This window comes from Nostoc sp. MG11, assembly GCF_014904695.1.
Classification (GTDB): domain Bacteria; phylum Cyanobacteriota; class Cyanobacteriia; order Cyanobacteriales; family Nostocaceae; genus Komarekiella.
Genome location: NZ_JACXXN010000003.1, coordinates 269003 through 289742, shown reverse-complemented (window position 1 = coordinate 289742; position 20740 = coordinate 269003). Strand labels below are relative to the sequence as shown.

At 43.4% G+C, this 20740-nt stretch carries 21 protein-coding genes; 11 read left to right on the top strand and 10 right to left on the bottom strand.

Features of this window, described 5'->3' with window-relative positions; all coding sequences use genetic code 11:
* Positions 1–102: 102 nt before the first annotated feature.
* Positions 103–1512 carry an IctB family putative bicarbonate transporter gene (locus HCR01_RS06640; RefSeq protein WP_193195447.1) on the top strand — a complete coding sequence of 470 codons (1410 nt, stop codon included), beginning with the start codon at positions 103–105 and terminating at the stop codon, positions 1510–1512.
* Positions 1513–1593: 81 nt separating this feature from the next.
* Here the strand turns inward: HCR01_RS06640 and HCR01_RS06635 are convergent, their stop codons facing one another.
* Both HCR01_RS06635 and smpB read right to left on the bottom strand, forming a co-directional pair.
* Positions 1594–1872 (bottom strand): WGxxGxxG family protein, encoded by a 279-nt coding sequence (locus tag HCR01_RS06635; RefSeq protein ID WP_193195446.1) that lies wholly within the window; start codon positions 1870–1872, stop codon positions 1594–1596.
* 174 nt (positions 1873–2046) lie between these two features.
* Positions 2047–2514, bottom strand: a complete 468-nt coding sequence (gene smpB / locus HCR01_RS06630) for an SsrA-binding protein SmpB (protein ID WP_191759894.1) — start codon at positions 2512–2514, stop codon at positions 2047–2049.
* Positions 2515–3098: 584 nt separating this feature from the next.
* Between smpB and HCR01_RS06625 the strand changes: the two genes are divergently transcribed.
* Positions 3099–3776 carry a response regulator transcription factor gene (locus HCR01_RS06625; RefSeq protein ID WP_193195445.1) on the top strand — a complete coding sequence of 226 codons (678 nt, stop codon included), beginning with the start codon at positions 3099–3101 and terminating at the stop codon, positions 3774–3776.
* A gap of 50 nt (positions 3777–3826) precedes the next feature.
* On the opposite strand, the gene HCR01_RS06620 is transcribed toward HCR01_RS06625, so the two are convergent.
* From HCR01_RS06620 to murC, 4 genes are all read right to left on the bottom strand, one after another.
* The gene (locus HCR01_RS06620; protein WP_193195444.1) at positions 3827–4309 is read right to left on the bottom strand and encodes a low molecular weight protein-tyrosine-phosphatase; all 483 of its coding nucleotides are present in this window, start codon (positions 4307–4309) and stop codon (positions 3827–3829) included.
* Positions 4310–4392: 83 nt separating this feature from the next.
* Entirely contained in the window at positions 4393–4740 is a 348-nt protein-coding gene (locus HCR01_RS06615; RefSeq protein WP_193195443.1) for a YbaB/EbfC family nucleoid-associated protein, read from the bottom strand.
* Positions 4741–5008: 268 nt separating this feature from the next.
* On the bottom strand, positions 5009–5995 hold the full coding sequence (murB, locus tag HCR01_RS06610; RefSeq protein WP_193195442.1) for a UDP-N-acetylmuramate dehydrogenase: 987 nt from the start codon (positions 5993–5995) through the stop codon (positions 5009–5011).
* A 115-nt stretch (positions 5996–6110) separates the two neighbouring features.
* Complete coding sequence (gene murC / locus HCR01_RS06605; RefSeq protein ID WP_193195441.1) at positions 6111–7574, bottom strand: UDP-N-acetylmuramate--L-alanine ligase; 1464 nt, start codon at positions 7572–7574, stop codon at positions 6111–6113.
* 404 nt (positions 7575–7978) lie between these two features.
* Here murC and nadD point away from each other — a divergent pair, with 404 nt between their 5' ends.
* The gene (gene nadD / locus HCR01_RS06600; protein WP_193195601.1) at positions 7979–8605 is read left to right on the top strand and encodes a nicotinate (nicotinamide) nucleotide adenylyltransferase; all 627 of its coding nucleotides are present in this window, start codon (positions 7979–7981) and stop codon (positions 8603–8605) included.
* Positions 8606–8721: 116 nt separating this feature from the next.
* Positions 8722–9735: a type I glyceraldehyde-3-phosphate dehydrogenase gene (locus HCR01_RS06595; RefSeq protein WP_193195440.1), complete on the top strand. Its 1014-nt coding sequence runs from the start codon at positions 8722–8724 to the stop codon at positions 9733–9735.
* 40 nt (positions 9736–9775) lie between these two features.
* Here HCR01_RS06595 and thiL read toward each other — a convergent pair whose 3' ends face one another.
* Positions 9776–10810 carry a thiamine-phosphate kinase gene (thiL, locus tag HCR01_RS06590; protein ID WP_193195439.1) on the bottom strand — a complete coding sequence of 345 codons (1035 nt, stop codon included), beginning with the start codon at positions 10808–10810 and terminating at the stop codon, positions 9776–9778.
* Positions 10811–10898: 88 nt separating this feature from the next.
* Between thiL and HCR01_RS06585 the strand changes: the two genes are divergently transcribed.
* Positions 10899–11501 carry a Uma2 family endonuclease gene (locus HCR01_RS06585; protein ID WP_193195438.1) on the top strand — a complete coding sequence of 201 codons (603 nt, stop codon included), beginning with the start codon at positions 10899–10901 and terminating at the stop codon, positions 11499–11501.
* A gap of 132 nt (positions 11502–11633) precedes the next feature.
* Here HCR01_RS06585 and HCR01_RS06580 read toward each other — a convergent pair whose 3' ends face one another.
* The gene (locus HCR01_RS06580) at positions 11634–12740 is read right to left on the bottom strand and encodes a peptidylprolyl isomerase (RefSeq protein WP_193195437.1); all 1107 of its coding nucleotides are present in this window, start codon (positions 12738–12740) and stop codon (positions 11634–11636) included.
* 332 nt (positions 12741–13072) lie between these two features.
* Here HCR01_RS06580 and efp point away from each other — a divergent pair, with 332 nt between their 5' ends.
* The 4 genes from efp (at position 13073) to HCR01_RS06560 (ending at position 14947) form a co-directional block, all read left to right on the top strand.
* On the top strand, positions 13073–13630 hold the full coding sequence (efp, locus tag HCR01_RS06575) for an elongation factor P (protein ID WP_162397634.1): 558 nt from the start codon (positions 13073–13075) through the stop codon (positions 13628–13630).
* 108 nt (positions 13631–13738) lie between these two features.
* Positions 13739–14287 (top strand): acetyl-CoA carboxylase biotin carboxyl carrier protein, encoded by a 549-nt coding sequence (gene accB / locus HCR01_RS06570; RefSeq protein ID WP_193195436.1) that lies wholly within the window; start codon positions 13739–13741, stop codon positions 14285–14287.
* A gap of 57 nt (positions 14288–14344) precedes the next feature.
* The gene (locus HCR01_RS06565; RefSeq protein ID WP_162397632.1) at positions 14345–14689 is read left to right on the top strand and encodes an ArsR/SmtB family transcription factor; all 345 of its coding nucleotides are present in this window, start codon (positions 14345–14347) and stop codon (positions 14687–14689) included.
* A gap of 93 nt (positions 14690–14782) precedes the next feature.
* Entirely contained in the window at positions 14783–14947 is a 165-nt protein-coding gene (locus tag HCR01_RS06560; RefSeq protein WP_193195435.1) for a hypothetical protein, read from the top strand.
* A 268-nt stretch (positions 14948–15215) separates the two neighbouring features.
* On the opposite strand, the gene HCR01_RS06555 is transcribed toward HCR01_RS06560, so the two are convergent.
* Positions 15216–15830 carry a GerMN domain-containing protein gene (locus HCR01_RS06555; RefSeq protein ID WP_193195434.1) on the bottom strand — a complete coding sequence of 205 codons (615 nt, stop codon included), beginning with the start codon at positions 15828–15830 and terminating at the stop codon, positions 15216–15218.
* A gap of 479 nt (positions 15831–16309) precedes the next feature.
* On the bottom strand, positions 16310–18118 hold the full coding sequence (locus HCR01_RS06550) for a proline--tRNA ligase (protein ID WP_193195433.1): 1809 nt from the start codon (positions 18116–18118) through the stop codon (positions 16310–16312).
* Positions 18119–18200: 82 nt separating this feature from the next.
* Here HCR01_RS06550 and HCR01_RS06545 point away from each other — a divergent pair, with 82 nt between their 5' ends.
* Positions 18201–19589, top strand: coding sequence for a 1-acyl-sn-glycerol-3-phosphate acyltransferase (locus tag HCR01_RS06545; protein WP_193195432.1), 1389 nt, complete (start codon positions 18201–18203; stop codon positions 19587–19589).
* 103 nt (positions 19590–19692) lie between these two features.
* On the top strand, positions 19693–20673 hold the full coding sequence (locus HCR01_RS06540; protein ID WP_193195431.1) for a beta-1,6-N-acetylglucosaminyltransferase: 981 nt from the start codon (positions 19693–19695) through the stop codon (positions 20671–20673).
* The last annotated feature ends 67 nt before the right edge of the window (positions 20674–20740 follow it).

Below are 20740 nucleotides of genomic sequence, written 5' to 3'. Positions count from 1 at the left end.
AACTACCAATTTGCAATCTACATTATTACCTTTTTATAGCTACCCGCATTATGATTAAGTCCAAGTTCTGTGGCGACATGCTAATTGATCACATCGTTTTTTATGAATTTAGTCTGGCAACGATTTACTTTATCATCTTTACCGATTAAAGAATATCTTGCTACCAGTTACCTGCACCGTTCTCTAGTAGGACTGTTGCGTTCCTGGCGGCAAACCAGCGTCTTGATACAGTGGGGAGAAACAATTGCGGCTGCCTTGCTCAGCTTGGTGTATGCCCTTGCACCTTTTGTTTCAAGCACCTTAGTGGGTTTGTTGCTGGTGGCTTGTGTTGGATTTTGGCTTTTATTGACTTTATCTGATGAAGCAACACCAGCAAATACCACGTCAGTTACGCCCATTCACCTGCTGGTATTGCTCTACTGGGTGATTGCCGTAGTAGCAACAGCGTTATCACCAGTGAAAAGGGCGGCGCTTAGCGATTTGGCAACGTTGACGCTGTATCTACTGCTATTTGCTCTTTGTGCTAGGGTACTGAGGCAGCCTCGGCTGCGTTCTTGGCTGATCATCCTTTACTTACACGTATCGCTCATTGTCAGCGTATATGGGCTACGGCAATGGTTTTTTGGAGCCACAGCGCTAGCAACTTGGGTTGACCCAGAATCTCCTCTATCTAAAACTACAAGAGTCTATAGTTATTTGGGAAATCCCAACTTATTAGCTGGATATCTCCTGCCAGCAGTAGTTTTTAGCTTAGTAGCAGTTTTTGCATGGCAAAGCTGGATAAAAAAAGCCTTAGCATTAACTATGGTGATTGTCAATGCTGCCTGCCTGGTTTTGACTTTTAGTCGTGGCGGCTGGATTGGACTAGTAGCGGCAGTTTTAACTGTGATGGCATTGCTAGTTTATTGGAGAAGTATAGAAATGCCTCCTTTTTGGCGTACTTGGTCGCTGCCAATTGTTTTGGGAGGTTTGATTGGAGTATTGGTGCTCACGGTGATCTTTGTAGAGCCAGTGCGCCTGCGGGTGTTCAGCATTTTTGCTGATCGCAAAGATAGCAGTAATAATTTTCGCAGGAATGTATGGGATGCTGTATTTGAGATGATTCGCGATCGCCCAATTATCGGTATTGGCCCCGGACACAACTCTTTTAACAAGATTTATCCCCTTTACCAACGCCCTCGTTATACTGCTTTGAGTGCTTATTCAATTTTGTTGGAGGTAGCTGTAGAAACTGGCTTCATTGGTTTAACCTGCTTTCTCTGGTTAATAATTGTTACCTTTAATACAGGATTGATGCAAGTGAGACGATTGCGACAATTGAGAAGTGTTGAGGGATTTTGGTTAATTGGAGCGATCGCCACTTTGCTGGGTATGCTGACTCATGGAATGGTAGACACTATCTGGTTTCGTCCTGAAGTTAATACCCTTTGGTGGCTCATGGTTGCCTTAATTGCTAGCTATTGGACACCTTTAGCTCAAAACCAGACTCAAGCACCAAATTCACCGACCTGAGAAGTAGCAGTATCAAATAAAAAACAGTCAATAATCAGTTGTCTTTTACTAACTATTGACTGTTTTTGAATTCTTAATTGTCTAATCTCTGTAGGTAGTAGCCCCAGGGGTATTAGGGTCACGATAACGGGTTGGTTCGTCATCACGCTTTCTACCTGCTAAACCAGCTAGACCTAATAGACCTATTAATCCTAGCCAACCCCAATCAAAATCATTGCGCTCATAGGTTGTTGTCCTGGGGGCTGTATTGACTCCGGGGTCAGTAGTTGTCTGGGCTTGTGCCGACAGAGTCAAGGGCATAATTCCCATACTCAAGGTGAGCACGCCCGCGCCAACAGCTTTGGTGAAATTGCGTTTCATCGTGAAAGTTCCTCATGCCATCCGAAGTTATTCACAACTGTATCGAGTTTAAAAGTTAGTAAAATCAATCTGTGGCTATAAACTGGGCATTTTCTTAACTCACGCTGAGGACATATAACATGCTTTCTACTGCAATCCGTTTCTCACCCTAGTGTAGTATGGCAACGCTTGTACTTAATAATTTTTCATTGCCCTCTGAATATCGCGCTGATCTTGGCGTCGCTTCAAGTCTTCTCGTTTGTCGTGAAGCTTTTTACCTTTACCAAGAGCTATACTGATTTTCACCCAGCCTCTTTTAAGATACATTTTCAAAGGGACTAAAGTTAAACCTTGCTGTTCAACTTTGCCAATTAGCTTGCGGAGTTCTTGGCGATGTAGTAGCAGCTTGCGTGTGCGCCGCGGTTCATGATTAAAATATTGTCCACTAGCAGTGTAAGGAGAGATATGCACGTTGATTAACCAGGCTTCGCCATTGCGAAGTAAAGCATAGCCATCTTGAAGATTGACTCTACCCGCCCGAATCGACTTGACTTCGGTTCCTGTCAGCTGAATTCCAGCTTCGTAGGTTTCCAATATTTCATACAAATAACGGGCTTGACGGTTGTCGCTAATAACTTTGTAACCTTCGCTCTTTTCACTCATTGATAATTTTGGATGCGTTAAATGTACCTAAAAAATGGTTTGGATTGACTTTGTGAATTTTTGAGAGGAGATTAAACCACTATAAATGCTGAACTGTATATCACTAATTTAGCTTTTCCAAGTTCCAATTTAAAGTTTTTTCAGTAAATTAAAGTTGCTTAGAAGTCTGTAAACATAATCATTCGGTTTGTCAATTAAGTGTTGCCAAAAACGAGTAAACACTATTGACGTTAATAACTTTGTGTATAGGCTTATTCATGTTTGTTTACTCGGTTTATAGGAAATTATTGTTTAAGTTAATATTAATTTACATGATGGTGAGTATTTACTCTATCTTTTTGGTAATTTGTTACGAATTATAAAGCTCTTGATTTCTCCTAAGCCTATAGATCTGAAATGGGTTTAACGTTGTTAACACTTCTTAATGATTTAAGATTTTCTTTATAAATTAACCCTAAGGCGGTTATTAGCCGCTAATCCTGTCATAGTATGAAACATAAGAACACTAATATTTGCTTGTATTCATTGATAGTGCTCATAGAAGCAAATTTCTTACTAAAAAAAATGCTAGGGGTCTACTGTCCATGCCCTTGACGATCCTTGTAGTGGATGACGATCTGGGCACTCGTCTGTCTATTAGCGATTATCTTGAACTGTCTGGCTACTCGATAATCACGGCTAATGACGGTCAAGAGGCTTTAGCGATGGTGGATGAGTACCATCCTGATTTGATTGTTACGGATATTGTCATGCCACGGATAAACGGCTATGAACTAGTGCGACAAGTGCGTCAAAAACCAGCGTTCCGTTTATTACCTGTAATTTTGTTAACAGCACGAACTAAAACTCAAGAAAGAATTCTGGGCTATCAGTCAGGGTGCGATTTATATTTGCCCAAGCCTTTTGAATTAGAAGAGTTAGCAGCAGCAATTCGTAATCTTTTAGAGCGATCGCAAATCATTCAATCGGAGTATCGTTTTTCTCATAATTTGGGACTTTCGGCTTCCACAAAAGCAGTAGACGCCCATAATTCTCTGTTCACTCAGATTCAGCAATCCCAGCTGTTCTCAGCCCTAACTCACAGAGAACAGGAAGTTCTAGAGCTATTGACTCATGGTCTTTCTAATGCCGACATGGGCCATCAGTTACACCTTAGTCCTCGAACAGTGGAAAAGTACGTTAGCAGTTTATTGAGAAAAACCTCAACTAGCAACAGAGCAGAGTTGGTACGTTTTGCAATTAAGCATGGTTTGGTGGAATAAAAATAGAAGTCAGGACTCTCAAAGTCTTAACTCCTATACTTTCTACGTTGCTATATTGATTGCTGGCTAGTAACGTATGTGAGCAAGCCTTCACAAGCATCGACAAGTAGATCTATCACCTGATTAAATCCTTCTAGACCACCGTAATAAGGATCTGGAACTTCCTTGAGAATGTGTCGAGAGCAAAAATCGCACATCAAACGCACTTTGTGGTGATACTGCCTAGTTTGATCAACAGAGAGAATATCCTTGTAATTCTCTCTATCCATAGCCAAAATTAAATCAAAATCTTGAAAATCTAACTTTTTAAACTGGCGTGCTCGACCACGAAGTTTAATTAAAAGCTTTTTAGCAGCCGCAGCACTCATGCGTTGGTCAGGTGGGCTACCAATATGGTAGCTAGATGTACCTGCCGAGTCACAAAAAATGCTATCACTCAAGCCAGCCTGCTCAATTAGATGATTCATAATATTCTCTGCCGATGGCGATCGGCAGATGTTACCTAAGCAGACAAACAGCAGCTTGTAAGGCATAAATATTTGATTGTTCTTTGTCCTTAGTCATTTGTCATTTGTCCATAGTTATTGACCAAGGACTAATGACTAATGACTAACAACTAAAATCCAGGAAGTTCCAGTCCACTTGTCAAATCTTCCATGCGTTCCCGCATTGTTGCTGTGGACTTGTTGTAAGCGTCTTTCATTGCCACTGTCACAAGATCGGAAAGTACTTCTGCACCTTCTCCTAAAGCATCTGGAGAAATTTCCACTCGCTTGGGTTCTTGGTTGCCACTGACAATTACCTTAACTAGACCACCACCAGACTCTCCTTGAATCTCCATTTGCTCCAATTCTTCTTGGAGTCGCTTTGCACCTTCTTGAACTTGCTGTGCTTTTTTAAAAGCTTCGGCTAATTCTTTCATTTTTCCTAAGCCAAAGCCGAATCCCTGTCCTTTTCCTGTCATAATTGATTGTCCGCGCGTGCGTTGAATAACAAATCAAATTCAATTATAGATGCGGTAGGCAATTTGCCTCTTTTTTTACCAATAATTAATACTGGGCAGGGGGCATGAAGCAGGAGAGCAAGGGAGCATAGGGGAAGTTGCAGTACGGGCAGAGGGCATGAAGCAGGAGAGCAAGGGAGGACAGGGGAAGTTACAGTCAGTCTTTTGTTCCTCTGCCCTTTTGCTTGTTCAGTTCCCACACCATTGATTGCAAGTTTCAACAAGCACTTTAAAACTCTCCGATCATTTTGACTTCTGGCTCTAAACAAATAGACCAACGTTCTTGAACTTGTTGTTGGATATGACGAATGAGACAGAAAATATCACTAGCCTTTGCCCCGCCACGGTTGACGATAAAATTTGCGTGGAGTTGTGCTACTTGTGCTCCACCAATTTGGTAACCTTTTAGACCAGTTTGTTCGATTAACCACCCAGCAGTGTAAGGTTTGGGATTGCGGAACACACTGCCACAGCTAGGGAAGTTGTAGGGCTGGGTGGTCAGCCTATGCTTTTTGTGCTGCTTAGTAAGCGCTACAACTTGTGCTGGATCGGCGCCTGGCTTAAGTTGCAGTGTGACTTGAGTGACTATGCAAGCGCCACCTTGTAGTAATGAAGTTCGGTAGCCATAACCCAGCTGTTCAGGCGTAAGAGTTCCTACTGTACCATCGGGCGAAAGTACTTGGGCGCTAACTAACATATCTGCGATACAGTGCTTATGTGCGCCTGCATTCATGACAACAGCGCCCCCAACAGTTCCAGGGATACCAACAGCCCACTCCAATCCTTGCCATCCTAGTTCTGCTACCTGCCATGCCAAGCTGGGAATTGATTCTCCTGAAGCAACGGTTAATTGACCTGTTTTGGAGTCAAAGTAGCTATAGCGGAGATGACGAGTAGCAATGACTAAGCCTGATATACCGCGATCGCTCACCAACAAGTTAGAACCTGCTCCCAGTATTGTTACTGTTAAATCATGTTCTTTTGCGTAGTTAAGACTGGACTGTAGCGCTTCTAAGTTTCGGGGAGCAACGTACCATTGGGCTGCTCCTCCAACTCTATAGGAAGTAAACGCTGACAAGGAAGCCTGTGACTTAATCGCACAATCAGTACCAGGTAAATAAATTACCTCACTCTTGACTGAATTAGTTGTTTCCTGTTTCTTTGTATTCAAAGCAGAAGGTGTGCAGACGTTTCCAGCTGCCTGGGAAATTGTCATTTTTACTTTAATAGGTAAAATTTTTACATTTTTTTACCGTAATAATACGGCAATAGCATAAACCAATGGAACCGTTGTTAGACGGGCGCTTTGCTTAAAAATCAGACCTCGCAACTTATGATGTGGCTTTAGCCGGTTCGCAAAGTGTTGTAATTACTTCGGGGATTACCTGATTCAAGTTCCCAGCTCCTAGAAAAAGTGCTAAATCACCTGGATGCAGTGTTTGCAACAAGTATTCGCACACTGAGGGTAACGATGGTTGATAAACCACTTGCGGATGTTGCTTGGCAATTTCCGCTGCCAGTTGTTCACCACTGATTTGCCCTAAATTTGGTTCGCCTGCACTGTAAATATCAGTCAGCACAACTAAATCAGCATGAGTAAAAGATTGGGCAAATTCTTCTAAAAAGGTAAGTGTGCGGCTGTAGCGATGGGGTTGGAAGATGGCAACAACTCTCTGCCCTGGTCTTGCCTGTAAACGTGCTGCGGCGAGAGTAGCGCGAATCTCGCTGGGATGATGGGCATAATCATCAATGAAGGTAATACCATCGACTTCACCTCGGAACTCAAAGCGGCGTCTTGCTCCTTCAAAAGTAGCAATTCCTTTGGCTATCTCTCCAAATTCTAAGCCCAAGGCCCGACCAACAGCTACTGCTGCTAGGGCATTACTGAGATTGTGCCGACTAAGCAGCCGCAATTTCAACACGCCCAAAGCTTTGCCTTGTTCCCAAACTAGAGCTGTGGTGCCATCAGCACGATAGTCAACATTGGTGACAGTGTAGTCAGCGTCAGTATCAGAGTGTAAGCTGTAGCTGATTGTTGGTTGCAGGCGATCGCGTACTGTAGCACAGTCAATACTACCTACTAATATCTTACAACTCTTGGCAAATGTCTGGAAGATGTCAACTACTTCCTCTAAAGTATCGTAGTGATCAGGATGATCAAGTTCAATATTGGTAATAATGCCAATTTCAGGGGCGTGTTTGACTAGAGAACCATCTGATTCATCTGCCTCTGCTACCAAATATCGACTTTGCCCCAATCGAGCATTGCCTTCCCAAGCATCTACTTCCCCGCCTACCAAAATCGTTGGGTCTAAACCTGCTTGCAGAAGCATATATCCAATCATGCTACTGGTTGTGGTTTTGCCGTGTGTTCCTGCCACTGCAATACTGTAATAATCGGCAATCAAGGCTGCTAGTACATCTGAACGATGTAAAACCGGACAACCTAATTCCAAAGCTGCTTTGTATTCTAAATTATTAGTGTTAATCGCTGTCGAACAAATGACTTGAGGCAGTATTGATTTAGTAGGAGTAGGCAATTGTTCTTGTGAGTTTAATGCTACTTCATTAGTCAATACCTGAGGGCGAAAGAATTCGAGATTGCTTGCCTCTTGTCTACCAAAAATATGAGCTCCGATAGATTCCAACTTGTGCGTAATGTGGTTTGGACGAAGATCCGAACCTGATACTGGAAATTGGCGTTTGGCAAGAACGTATGCCAGAGCAGACATACCTATGCCGCCGATCCCAATGAAATGAAATGGTCTACCACTAAAATCTACAGAATTACTCATTTATTGCTCCTCTTACACCACACCACACCATAATCACAAATGACACGCGTATCATAACAGGAATTTGATTTTTTACCGTAACTGTTCGTACATGATGTTTATATTTGATGCCAAGTTGACTTTTCTGCTCTGGCTTTGTTTATTCAGAATGATTTTACCTTGGTTGGAGGTTTTTGCTATTTCCAAACTGTTGTTAAGATTATTCTGAAAATTTCTGCCGCATCGGGAAAGAAATTCTTGGTAATGTCAAATACATCTTTTGGTTACCTCACTGGAATTGGCTGCGATCATACAATGTTGGCGAAACTGATTTTAAATTGCATCAAGACTAGGCGCGAATTGACTTCAATAGTACATTGGTAATGAAACTATTTTTCAATTGCATGAAACCCAGGCTTGACTGGATGCAGCAACTAGCAATTTTTGGTGGCACATTTGATCCAATTCATTGGGGACACCTGCTCATAGCCGAAACAGCTTTGCATCAAGTACCACTAAAAAAGGTAATTTGGGTGCCATCGCTAAATCCTCCTCATAAAGAAGCAGCTTTGTTTGAGCATCGCGTGGAAATGCTGCAAAGAGCTACAAAAGATAACCCTGCGTTTACTGTCTCACTGGTGGAGGTAAATCGCTCTGGGGTTTCTTTTGCCATCAACACCTTAATCGACTTATCTGCTTTTTACCAAAATACTCACTGGTACTGGATTTTAGGTTTGGATGCCTTCCAAACCTTACCTCGTTGGTACCGTGGACACGAACTAGCGCAAATGTGTGATTGGTTAATCGCACCCCGATTGCTAGGTGGTGAGACCATAGCTCAAAGCGAGTTAATCTGCAAGCAAGTGGAGCAACAACTGAAGAAGCAGTCACTCACCATTCACTGGCAATTCTTGAATATACCTTTAGTAGGAGTTTCGTCAAGTCTGATTCGCAAACTTTGCTGCCAACGCCAGTCAATTCGCTATTTAGTCCCGGAATCGGTTAGAGCGTATATCGCTAACAACAACCTCTACTCAAACAAATCTGAATAAATTGTGTGTTTTTTTATTGATCCGACACTTTATGGTTATGAGTGCTCCCCCCCTTTGCGATATGATTGGGGTCAACGATATCAACTTATAAGCATAAATACAGAGGGCAAGACACTGTGATTAGAGTTGCAATCAACGGTTTCGGGCGTATCGGACGTAACTTTGCACGTTGCTGGGTGGGTAGAGAAAACAGCCAAATTGACCTTGTCGCTATTAACGACACCTCAGACCCTAGAACCAACGCTCACCTGCTGAGGTATGACTCGATGCTAGGGAAGTTAAAGAATGCTGACATTACTGCCGATGATAACTCTATCATCGTTAATGGTAAGACCATTAAGTGCGTATCTGATCGCAACCCAGAAAACTTGCCCTGGAAAGAGTGGGAAATTGACCTGATTATCGAAGCGACGGGAGTATTTACCAGCAAAGAAGGAGCGCTGAAGCATGTGAATGCTGGAGCCAAGAAGGTTTTGATCACTGCCCCTGGTAAAAATGAGGATGGCACTTTTGTGATTGGTGTGAATCATCACGACTATGACCACAATAAGCATCACATCATCAGTAATGCCAGCTGTACTACTAACTGTTTGGCTCCCATCGCCAAGGTGTTGAACGATAAATTCGGCATCATTAAAGGTACAATGACCACTACCCACAGCTACACTGGTGACCAGCGCTTGCTAGACGCTTCTCACCGAGATTTGCGACGGGCGAGGGCAGCAGCCATAAACATTGTACCCACCTCGACTGGTGCGGCAAAAGCAGTGGCGCTGGTAATCCCAGACCTCAAGGGCAAGCTGAATGGCGTTGCCCTGCGTGTACCTACCCCGAACGTTTCAATGGTAGATTTCGTGGTTCAGGTTGAGAAGCGTACTATTACGGAAGAAGTGAACCAAGCTCTCAAAGACGCCGCTGAAGGCCCACTGAAAGGCATTTTAGACTACAGCGAACTACAACTAGTATCGTCCGATTATCAAGGTTCTGACGCTTCTTCGATTGTTGATGCTGCCTTGACTTTGGTTATGGGCAATGACCTAGTAAAAGTTATGGCATGGTATGACAACGAGTGGGGTTACAGTCAGCGAGTCCTGGATTTGGCAGAATTAGTAGCCCAGAAGTGGCAATAAGATGTCAGTTGTCATTTGTCATTTGTCAAAGGACAAAGAACTAATGACTAAAATGTTGAAATCCCTGGCTAAGATTCAGAACTTGGTCGGGGAATTTTTCTTTTTTGTCGTGTAATATTATTGTTGATTCCGATGTAATCCTGCCCACAATAGCTGCACTTTGATCTAGTTGTTGTACTAAGTCATGGGCTAGTTCTTGTGGCAAGCAAAGCACTAATTCAAAGTCTTCGCCACCATAGAGAGCGTATTCCAGTGCTTGCTCTTTTGTCAGCCAGTGTTCAAAAGCTGTTGGTAAGGAAATTTGGCTGCGCTCTAGGATAGCACCGACACCGCTGGTGCGGCAAATTTGCATAACTGCATCTGCTAAACCGTCGCTGCTATCCATACCAGCGATGGAGAGTAGAGGAGGAGTGGGAGAGTAGGATGCTAAGATTTTTTGGAGGATTGGTAAGACGTCTAATCGTGGTTGGGGGCGTTGGTGTGCTTTGATTAAAGCCGTCTTTTCTGTGTCCCTGAGGTTCTGTCCTAATTCGGGATGTAACAGCAATTCTAAGCCAGCACGGGAGGCTCCGTGGACGCCTGTAACGACGATCGCATTTCCCACTTGAGCAGCAGAACGGCGGATAATTTGATTGGGGTGAACTTGACCGAAAGCGGTAATTGCCAGAGTGGTAATAGGCGATCGCACGATATCACCCCCCACAATTGGAGTATTGTACTGTTGCAGGCATTCTGTCATTCCCTGATACAACCGCTCAACCCAGCTCACCCTAACTTCACCAGGGAGTCCCAGTCCGATAGTGATTCCTAAAGGTGAAGCACCCATTGCTGCTAAATCTGATAAGTTTGCTGCTGCTGCTCGCCAACCAGCATCTTCTGGGGAAGTAGTGACGTTACTAAAATGTACGCCGTCAACCAGGACATCTGTTGTTACTACTAAAGATTGTTTTGGTTCTGTGACTAATACCGCTGCATCATCCCCAATGATTTCCGGGGGACAGAATCGCTGTAGTCTTTCTAAAAGTCCTTGTTCACCAATATCTTGTACTTGTAAGGAAGATAACTCACTGTTCACAATCGGTTTTCCGGTTTGCAAAGTTATAAGAAAACTGATGATTTACTTTACGGTTTAGGATAAGGGTATCGTCTAGGAGTTAGTTGGGATGGTAACAACACCAGTAACTAGCATTACGTTTGAAGAGTACTTAATTTATGATGATGGTAGCGATGTTAGCGATTTCCATTATGAACTCGTGGATGGCAGGCTTGAGCTAATGAACCCACCTAATATTCAACATTTCCTGACTGCCAAATTTCTTGAGCAAGTGCTAGATGCAGAAATCAAACGTTGTGGCTATCCTTGGCTGTGTTTGCGAGAAGGTGGGGTGAGAACGGGTAGAAATAAATCTAGGTTATCTGACCTGTGTATAGTGACGTTAGAGCAAGCAAAAGAATTGTTGAATGTGTCAGCTGTATTTCAATCACCCCCGTTACTAATTGTAGAAGTGGTTAGTCCAGATTCAGTAAAGCGGGACTATCGTTATAAGCAATCTGAATATGCGGCGTTGGAGATTCCAGAATACTGGATTGTAGATCCATTGAAAACGAAGATTTCAGTTTTATTACTAGAAGAGGGACTGTACGAAGAGACAATTTTTACGAGTAACCAGCAGATTGTCTCGCGGACTTTTCCAGAATTAGCAATACCTACGGCACACTTCGTGAACGCTGTTGATCAGGTGTTTACCGCTGGTAATCTTAGTTGATAGGGTTGAATCCCTGAAATTTTTAGGGCAGGCAAGAGATGCCCACCCTGATTCGGAGATTAAGATTATACAATGCCCTGCTAATAGAGCGATCGCATAGCTAACACAGACTCAAGTTTGTTCTGCAATTGATTATATTGCTTGCGGCTCAACCAAATTTTCTATACCTTGCACAACTGTTGCCGATTCAATTTTGTCACCCGCTTTCAGTTTATCCAAAACCTCTTTACCTTCAGTAAGATAGCCAAAAATCGCATAGCGACCATCTAATAAATTGCGTCCTGCGGGTGTGAGTTCAGGCTCAAACAGGAAGAAGAAAAATTGTGAAGAACCTCCATTTACTTCACCTTCGGGACGAGCCATTGCCAACGCACCAAAGGCAGAAAAAGGCAAAACTGGCATATCAATGTAACGACCAGCTTCTTCTAAGGTAATACCATAGGTAGGCTGCTTGTCACCTTCAACCAAAATCTCTAAGGGAATAGCGCGATATTTGTTGTTTTTTGGGTCAATGAAACCCGCCTCCTTTCCTGGTGGATCTCCAGTTTGCAGCACGTAAGATTCTTCAGAACGGGTAAATTCTAGGCCGTTGTAAAAACCACGTTGTACCAAATCTACAAAATTCCCAGCAGTAACAGGGGCACTGTAACCGTCCACTACAAGAGTCAAGTTGCCTTTGTTGGTTTTGAATTCCACGGTGGCACGACCTTTAAGTTGAGGCAGGTTACTGTACTGAGAAGGCACTTCAAAGGGGAATTCCTTCACCATCGACTCTTCTAGCTGAGTAACGATATTTAGTAGTTTGGCTCTTTCTTGTAAAACGTGTTCTTTGTCTTTGACGTTCGCTAATTCTTGCAATTTACCCACGCCAGATTTTAATTCTGCAATCCAAGCTTCGGCTTGGGGTTGGCGTTCTTCGGGAACGCTTGTTAAGATTTGGGAGGGTTTATCGAGAATCCGCGATGCTTGGCTGAGGTCTTTGGAGATAGCACCCCACCGCCGATTCGCCCGCAGCTGGGCAGATATGTCTTCTAAGCTGGCTTGCAGTTGCCGCACAGGTTTATTATCTATCGGAAGTGCATACCGCAACAAAGCTTTGCCGTCGGTAATTGCATTTCCAGCTGGCAGAGCGGCGTTACTGGAGGGAGTCCACCCAGATGTAGTTATGCCTAAAAATATTGCTACCAGCAGTATTGTGATGAGGCTGTTCTTCAGCCAGGATTTTAAAAAGTTAAACATGGCATGGCTCAAATGCAGCATCAAATTGTTAACTGGACGTAACCCATCAATAATCTTCCCACGTTACGTGCTGAGGGAGCAGGTGAAGCAGAGGGAGTAGGGGAAGAATAAATAAAGACAAATGACTCTTAACTCTTGACTCTTGAACGCCAGTTGCTTCTCCTCGCGGAGACGCTGCGCGTAGCTTGCTTCCCCGCAGGGGTACAAGTCGGCGGAGCCGCCCAACACACTGGCTCCTCTTGACTCTTAACAAATGACAAATGTCAACTGACTAATTACTCCGCTTGAAGGGTACAATAAATGCCGATTGTCTTCCAAAAATTGAAAGCTTCATGATCTCCAGTAACGACTTTCGACCCGGTGTTTCAATTGTATTAGATGGGTCTGTATGGCGGGTGATAGAATTCCTCCACGTTAAGCCCGGTAAAGGTTCTGCTTTTGTGCGGACAAAACTGAGAAATGCTCAGAATGGGAACGTGGTAGAAAAAACATTCCGGGCTGGGGAAACAGTACCCCAAGCCACTCTAGAAAAAAGCACCATGCAGCATACTTATAAAGAGGGCGATGAGTTCGTCTTTATGGATATGGAAACTTATGAAGAGGGTAGATTGAGTGCTGCGCAAATTGGCGATCGCGTCAAGTACCTTAAAGAAGGTATGGAAGTTAACGTTGTACGTTGGGGTGAGCAAGTGCTAGAAGTAGAACTGCCCAACTCTGTGGTTTTAGAAGTTGTGCAAACAGACCCAGGTGTCAAAGGTGATACTGCTACAGGCGGCACAAAACCAGCAATTCTAGAAACTGGGGCAAGTGTAATGGTTCCCTTGTTTATTTCCCAGGGGGAACGTATCCGCATTGATACTCGTGACGATAAATACCAAGGTAGAGAATAACTCTGTTCTCTACTGAGGTGCTTTCTTCCGATTTCAATCCCTACAAAGGATTAAATCCCTGCCACACTTAAGATTCTAATTTACTGATAGGTCGAGGTAAGAAAAACTGTGCCATTGGACTTTAATGAAATCCGCCAACTCCTAGCAACTATCGCACAAACAGATATTGCAGAAGTAACGCTTAAAAGCAATGATTTTGAACTAACGGTACGTAAAGCTGTGAGCGTTAGCACTCAGATGTTGTCGGTAGGTCAAGCATCTGGTGGTGTGGTTAGTTCGGGATTGACATCGGTTTCACCCGCACCCCAAGCAGCATCAACTCCAGTACCGGAGGTGGGAACAAATCGCGTTTTTGACAATGCCGCCACTGCAACGCAACTACAGTTGTCAGTAGCTCCCTCAGCAATTGACCAAAGATTAGTAGAAGTACCTTCTCCAATGGTGGGAACGTTTTATCGTGCTGCTGCACCTGGGGAAGCGCCATTTGTAGAAGTTGGCGATCGCATCCGTAGCGGTCAAACAGTCTGTATAATTGAAGCCATGAAGCTGATGAATGAAATCGAAGCTGAAGTCTCAGGACAGGTAATGGAAATTCTCGTTCAAAATGGTGAACCGGTAGAATATGGTCAGCCTTTAATGCGAATTAACCCTGATTAAGTATTAATCTATATATGAAATGAGTCATATACTTTCAATCCTTGCGGGTTAATCCTGATGAAACAAGCTTTGCCTGTACCAGAAGTGGTGCAACAAGTAGCTGAATACTTCAGCATGTTAAGTGAGCCGATGCGTCTACGGCTGCTACACTTGCTGCGGGATGAAGAAAAATGCGTGCAAGAGTTGGTAGAGGCAACACAGACTTCTCAGGCAAATGTGTCGAAGCACCTGAAAGTAATGTGGCAAGCAGGAATTCTTAGTCGCCGTAGTGAAGGAACTTGCGCCTACTACCGGGTAGAAGATCAAATGATTTTTGATTTATGCAACCGGGTTTGCGATCGCCTTGCCACAAGGTTAGAACAACAAGCCCGTAACTTTCGCGTATTAAATGGCAAGCGGTGAGTCCAAAGTTCAAAGTCCAGAGTCCAAAGTCTAAAATCCTACATGTTTTCGACCTTGACTATTGAACGCCAGTCGCACGCGACTTGCTACCCTATGGAAACGCTAAGAGCGAACAACCAGGGAAACCCAGGCAACGCAGTGGCTCCTCAAGTCGAGAAACCATGCACGACAGTCGTTCATGGAGGAAACCGCCTTCTCTACGAAACGCTCCGCGAAGGCTCAGCCTCTCGTAGAGAAGACCCTTCGGGTGACGCTTAAGAGCGTCGCTTTAAGCTTACCCCTACGGGGAAGCAAGCTACGCGTTGGTCTCGTAGAAAAGCCATGCCGTTGGCGCAGCCTCTCGTAGAGAAGGCTTTACGCTACGAAAACAGCTAGTTCCCTAGGTTGCGGAAACCCGCCTACCCCACGGACACGGGAACGCCAAAAGCGAACAGGACTGAACTCACCGCGCTGTCGGTGCTACGCACAGTCGCTACCGCTAGCACTAACACCACGGCACTGGCTCCCCTTGACCTTCGACTCATAACTAAAGCGGATAATTTTTCTGAAAGCTTTCACGAGTTAGTGGCTGTTGTAACTCCACACCTTCACCACCCAAAACATCCAAGGGTTTGCCGTTCACATCAATGTACACCTTAGCTTTTGGATTTAAAGTTGTCGCAGTGTAAACAACTTGTCCCACGCGACCCATCATTGAGGAACTACCACCACCGCTGGTAAAATCTTCAGATAAGTTAACGTGAACCTCATTATTGTCTGCTTTCAGCCCCAATAATTTGGTTCCCTTGGGGATAGTCGTCGAATCTGTCCCTTCTGTCGGGCCTGCTAACAAACTTTGGAAAGCTGCTTCTAAAGCTTGATTAGGCTGTGCAGTAGCTACTTTAACTGGTTGAGGAACCAAATTAATATTTTTGTCTTTTGGTCTGAGCCAATAAACGCTAGGGGTTTTCTCATTACCTAGTTGGGTGGTAGATGGTTGCTGTCCTGGCTGGGTTATTTTTTGAGACGAGCTTGACGGTGTAGGAGAATTATTAGAGTTTGAAGTAACCCAAGCTACACCACCACCCACCGCTAAAACCGCTGCTGAGACAACTGCAATTACACCTGGAGTTATACGGTTAGATCCTTGTTGGTCTTTCATTTTCAAAACCTTCCTGACTGAGGGCTGAATAGTCTTTGTATGAGGAGCAGCCTGGTTAAAGACGATACTTACAAGTGGAGAGTTTCCCAAAATCTACTAGGAGAAGCTCTCTGCTTCAAAATCTTATAATTCGTAATTTTGCTGGTTTCTTACTCTATTTTAGAATTTACACTTATAGTCCGTCACCTGCCCAATTATGTAAATTTAGGGGGCCGACGGCTGAGGATTGGGGACTAGGGATTGGGAGAGTGGAGGAAAAGAACTATTGTCCCATGACACCAGTTGCACGCTACTTGCTACCCTACGGTAACGCTAAGAGCGAATAACCGGGCGAACCCCCCTTCGGGTGACGCTCCCCGAAGTTCAGAGCGGCGGAAGCCGCCGCTCTGACTTCTCTTCTCTTCGAGACGCTCCGCGTAGCTTGCTTTCCGCAAGGTACGCAGCACTGGACTTACCGCAACGAAGTGGTTCCCCAACGCCTATTGCTCTATTGCAGCTTTAATCCAGTGTTTGAGTGTAGTTGTAACTTCATCAATGGCAATTTCTTGAGATTTACGAGTTGCTCTTTCTACAACTTCGACTTTGCCGTTGGCGATCGCTCGTCCAGTTACAATCCTGTAAGGTATGCCAATTAAGTCGGCATCTTTGAATTTCACTCCAGCCCGTTCATCCCGGTCATCTAACAGGGTTTCAATTCCCGCTTGGTTAAGTTCTGCGTAGAGTTTTTGGGCAATTTCGACTTGTTGAGCATCATTAATGTTAGGAATTGTGACTATTGCGTGATAGGGTGCGATCGCTACCGGCCAAATAATCCCATCTTTATCGTAAGATTGCTCTACAGCAGCTTGTGCCAGTCGTGACACACCTATACCAAAACAACCCATAAATAGCAGCTTTTCTTCACCCTGTTCACTAGTATAAGTTGCACCCATTGCTTGAGAATATTTAGTACCCAATTGGAAGATGTGACCTGCTTCGATCCCACGAGCGCTTTGTAAGGTTTGTTCTGGGTTGTGGATCGCGCGATCGCCTGGTCTAGCTTTACGTATATCTACGATAGTATGTGGTAATTGAAATTGCTCATTCCAATTAGCACCCACGACGTGATAGCCAGTTTCATTCGCGCCTGTGACGAAATTTTTTAAATCAACGGCTGTTTGATCCACCAAGCGCACAAACTGAGGATGGATTTGTTTATTCTTAGTTATATAATCATCTGCGATGTCAGGTGCGATATAGCCTAATGGTAGAGATTTAGCTGTCCATGTTTGCTGCGCTTCCGCATTTGGTACATTCAAACTAATGATAGTTTTAGCACCGTAATTAGAAGCTAGTTTGGTCAATTCATTCTGTAATTTGACCTCATTAACTTCTTGATCGCCTCGGATAATCACCAGAACCAACACCGTCATACCATTGTCATAAACTGTCTGGTAAAGGACGTTTTTCACAATTTGGGTGGGAGAACAATTGAGGAATTGACACACCTTTTCAATCGTTTCTGATCTAGGTGTATCGCGTTTTTCATAGGTTGTAAACCGTGAGGGTTCGGCATTAACTGGTAACGAAACAGCTTTCTCCACATTGGCGGCGTATTTGCCATCTTCGGTGAATAAAACCTCATCTTCTCCAGCTTCCGCCAACACCATAAATTCTGTAGAACCAGAACCACCAATTGCACCAGAATCAGCTTCTACCGCTCGAAAAGCTAAACCAGAACGCCGTAGCATGTTGCTATAGGCTTTGTACATATCTTGGTAAGTTTCTTTAAGGCTGGCTTCATCGACATGAAAAGAGTAGCCGTCTTTCATGATAAATTCTCTGCCGCGCATCAAACCAAAACGGGGACGAATTTCATCGCGGAATTTGGTTTGAATTTGGTAGAGATGCAATGGTAGCTGACGATAAGAGCGAATCATATCACGAGCGATCGCTGTGATCACTTCCTCATGAGTTGGGCCTAATCCTAATTGTTGCTCACGGCGATCAATCAGGGAAAACATGATCCCCTCAGCTTTCGTGTAGGTGTCCCAGCGTTCCGATTCTTTCCATAAGTCAGCGGGTTGTAATTGCGGTAGGAGACACTCTTGTGCGCCTGTAGCGTTCATTTCTTCCCGCACAATCTGAGAAACTTTTTGCAGTACCCGCCACATCAATGGTAAATAAGCATAAATACCGCTACCAATGCGACGAATATAACCTGCACGGAGTAATAATTTATGACTGGGAATCTCAGCATCAGATGGATCATCCCGCAGTGTAACGAATAACATTTGTGACAGTCGCATCGTTTATTCCCTTTCCAGAATCGCTAATTTCTAAAATCGGTTAGTCTAAAATTTCTAATCGCAACTTTAGGAGAAAACTACTTTGTCAGATGTGATTTATCAAGCACAAGCACCCTTAGAATTTATTCCTCCGGCGTTTAACCCCTGGGTATTAAAAGTAGTCCATCTGTTACTACCCAGTTGGATAAACTGGCAAACAGCTATTACCCAAATTGAAGCAGACAATGTAGAGGTTTTAGTTGATCTCTATCGCCAGTTTCAGGAGGGTAAGATCCGTTTTATGTTGGCATTTCGCCATCCCAAAACTGACGATCCATTTTGTTTGAGCTACTTGCTTTCTCAACTCGTGCCAAAGGTAGCACGACAGGGGACAGCGCTACAACTTCCGATTCATGCTCATTTTATCTACGATCGCGGCATTCCTCTATGGGCAGGTTCCCATGTTGGTTGGATTGCTTCTCGTTTGGGTGGTACGCCAATTCAGCGGGGTAAGGCTGACTGGACGGGGTTGCGTTCGGCGCGTGATTTGTTTACCAATGGGAAATTCCCGATGGCTGCTGCGCCAGAAGGTGCTACTAATGGTCTATCGGAGATTATCAGCCCCTTGGAACCTGGTATCGCCCAATTAGGCTTTTGGTGTGCTGAAGACTTGCACAAAGCCGGACGCGACCAGCAGGTTTTAATTGTACCAGTTGGGATTAAGTATAGTTACGTTGATGCTCCTTGGGAAGCGATCGCTCAGCTTTTAAGTGAATTGGAAGCGGCCAGTGGTTTACCTGTGAATCCACCAGCACAAGGTAATGTTGCTTCTATAGAGTCGCTTTATCCCCGATTATTGACTTTGGCAGAACATTTACTTTCGCTAATGGAACAATTTTACACGCGGTTTTATCATCAAAAACTGCCAGATGCCAAGATTGTAACTGGGGAAATTCAAGATAGAAATGAAGCACTAGCACATCGTTTGCAAGCTTTGTTGAATGCGGCGCTACTAATATCAGAGCAGTATTTTGACTTGCAGCCAAGAGGCAATTTAAATGACCGCTGTCGGCGGGTAGAGCAAGCTGGTTGGAATTATATATTTAGAGAAGAATTTAAGGATATAAAAGCATTATCTTCTATAGAACGCGCTTTAGGCGATCGCGTTGCTGAAGAAGCAAATGCGCGGATGTGGCACATGCGCTTAGTAGAAAGTTTTGTCGCAGTTTCCGGTAACTATATCCGAGAAAAACCGACAGTAGAAAGGTTTGCTGAGACAACTTTAATATTATGGCAGATGATTACTCGGATCAAGGGTGCTAAAGCTTTACGGCGTCCGCAATTGGGTAAGCAGCAAGTTAAGATAACTGTAGGTGAGCCGATATCTGTTTCTGAGCGTTACCCGGTGTATAAGGAAAATCGCTTGGGTGCGAAGCAAGCTGTTGCCCAATTGACGAATGATTTACAACAGACAATGGAGAGTTTGATTTAGGTGGGAGAAAATAAAACAATATAATGGTAGTGATATTAGTACAGCAATCATAATTAGAATATAGACAAGTTAACAGCTATAAGGATTATATAGCAGTCACACTTTGGATATATTTCTTAAGGATGATTGCTATGCTTTTGTGAATGGTTTAATAGGAATCTTATTATTAGGGAATATTATGAATTTAGCGTATTTAGTATTAGCACATAATACTCCTAATCATTTGTGCAAATTGATTAATGCTCTTAATAGTACTGACACTCAGTTTTTTATACATATAGATAGCAAGAGTGACGAATCGCTTTTTAAAGAAAAAATCAATCATCAAAATGTTACATTTCTTCGAGACAGAGTATCTGTTTATTGGGGTGAATTTTCTACAATTGAAGCTACTATAAATTTGATTCGAGAAGCCTTAAACAGTCAACATAGATTTGACTACCTAATTTTAATTAGTGGAAGTGATTATCCTTTAAAAAGTGCAAGCTACATAAACGACTATTTTTCTCAAAAGGTTGGAACAGAGTTTATCAATTTAGTCGAGATGCCCAATCAAGAAGTAAGTAAGCTTCTAGATAGACTTTATAAGTACCAACCGCAGACACTATACAATCACAGCCTTTACCGTATAATAATGCGAATTTTTGCTGCTGTAATCAACAATATTATACCTAGGAAACGCGATTACAAAAAAGCTCTAGGAAATCTAAAACCATATGCAGGAAGTCAATGGTGGGCATTGTCAGCAGATGCATGTCACTACATCTTATCGTTCGTCGAAACAAATCCTAAAATAGTGAAGTTTTTCCAAAACACATTGACACCTGATGAAATATTTTTTCAGACAATTATAGGTAATTCAAAATTTAGAGAAAAAGTTGCGAAAAATTTGACATTTACTCAATGGCAAGGTGTTGAACATCCAGAATTTATCAACATGGAACAGCTGGAGACTTTGAATAAAATGGATAAAATTGAGGAAGAGAATATCTATGGAAGTGGCGAATTGCTGTTTGCAAGAAAGTTTAAAGATGAAAGTTCAGAACTCACAAATTTCATTGATAATTGGATAGAGAAATCCTAAAGGTAAATGCAATTAAGCATTAGAACTATTGCCTAAATATTTCAAATCTCATGTTGAGCGATCGCTG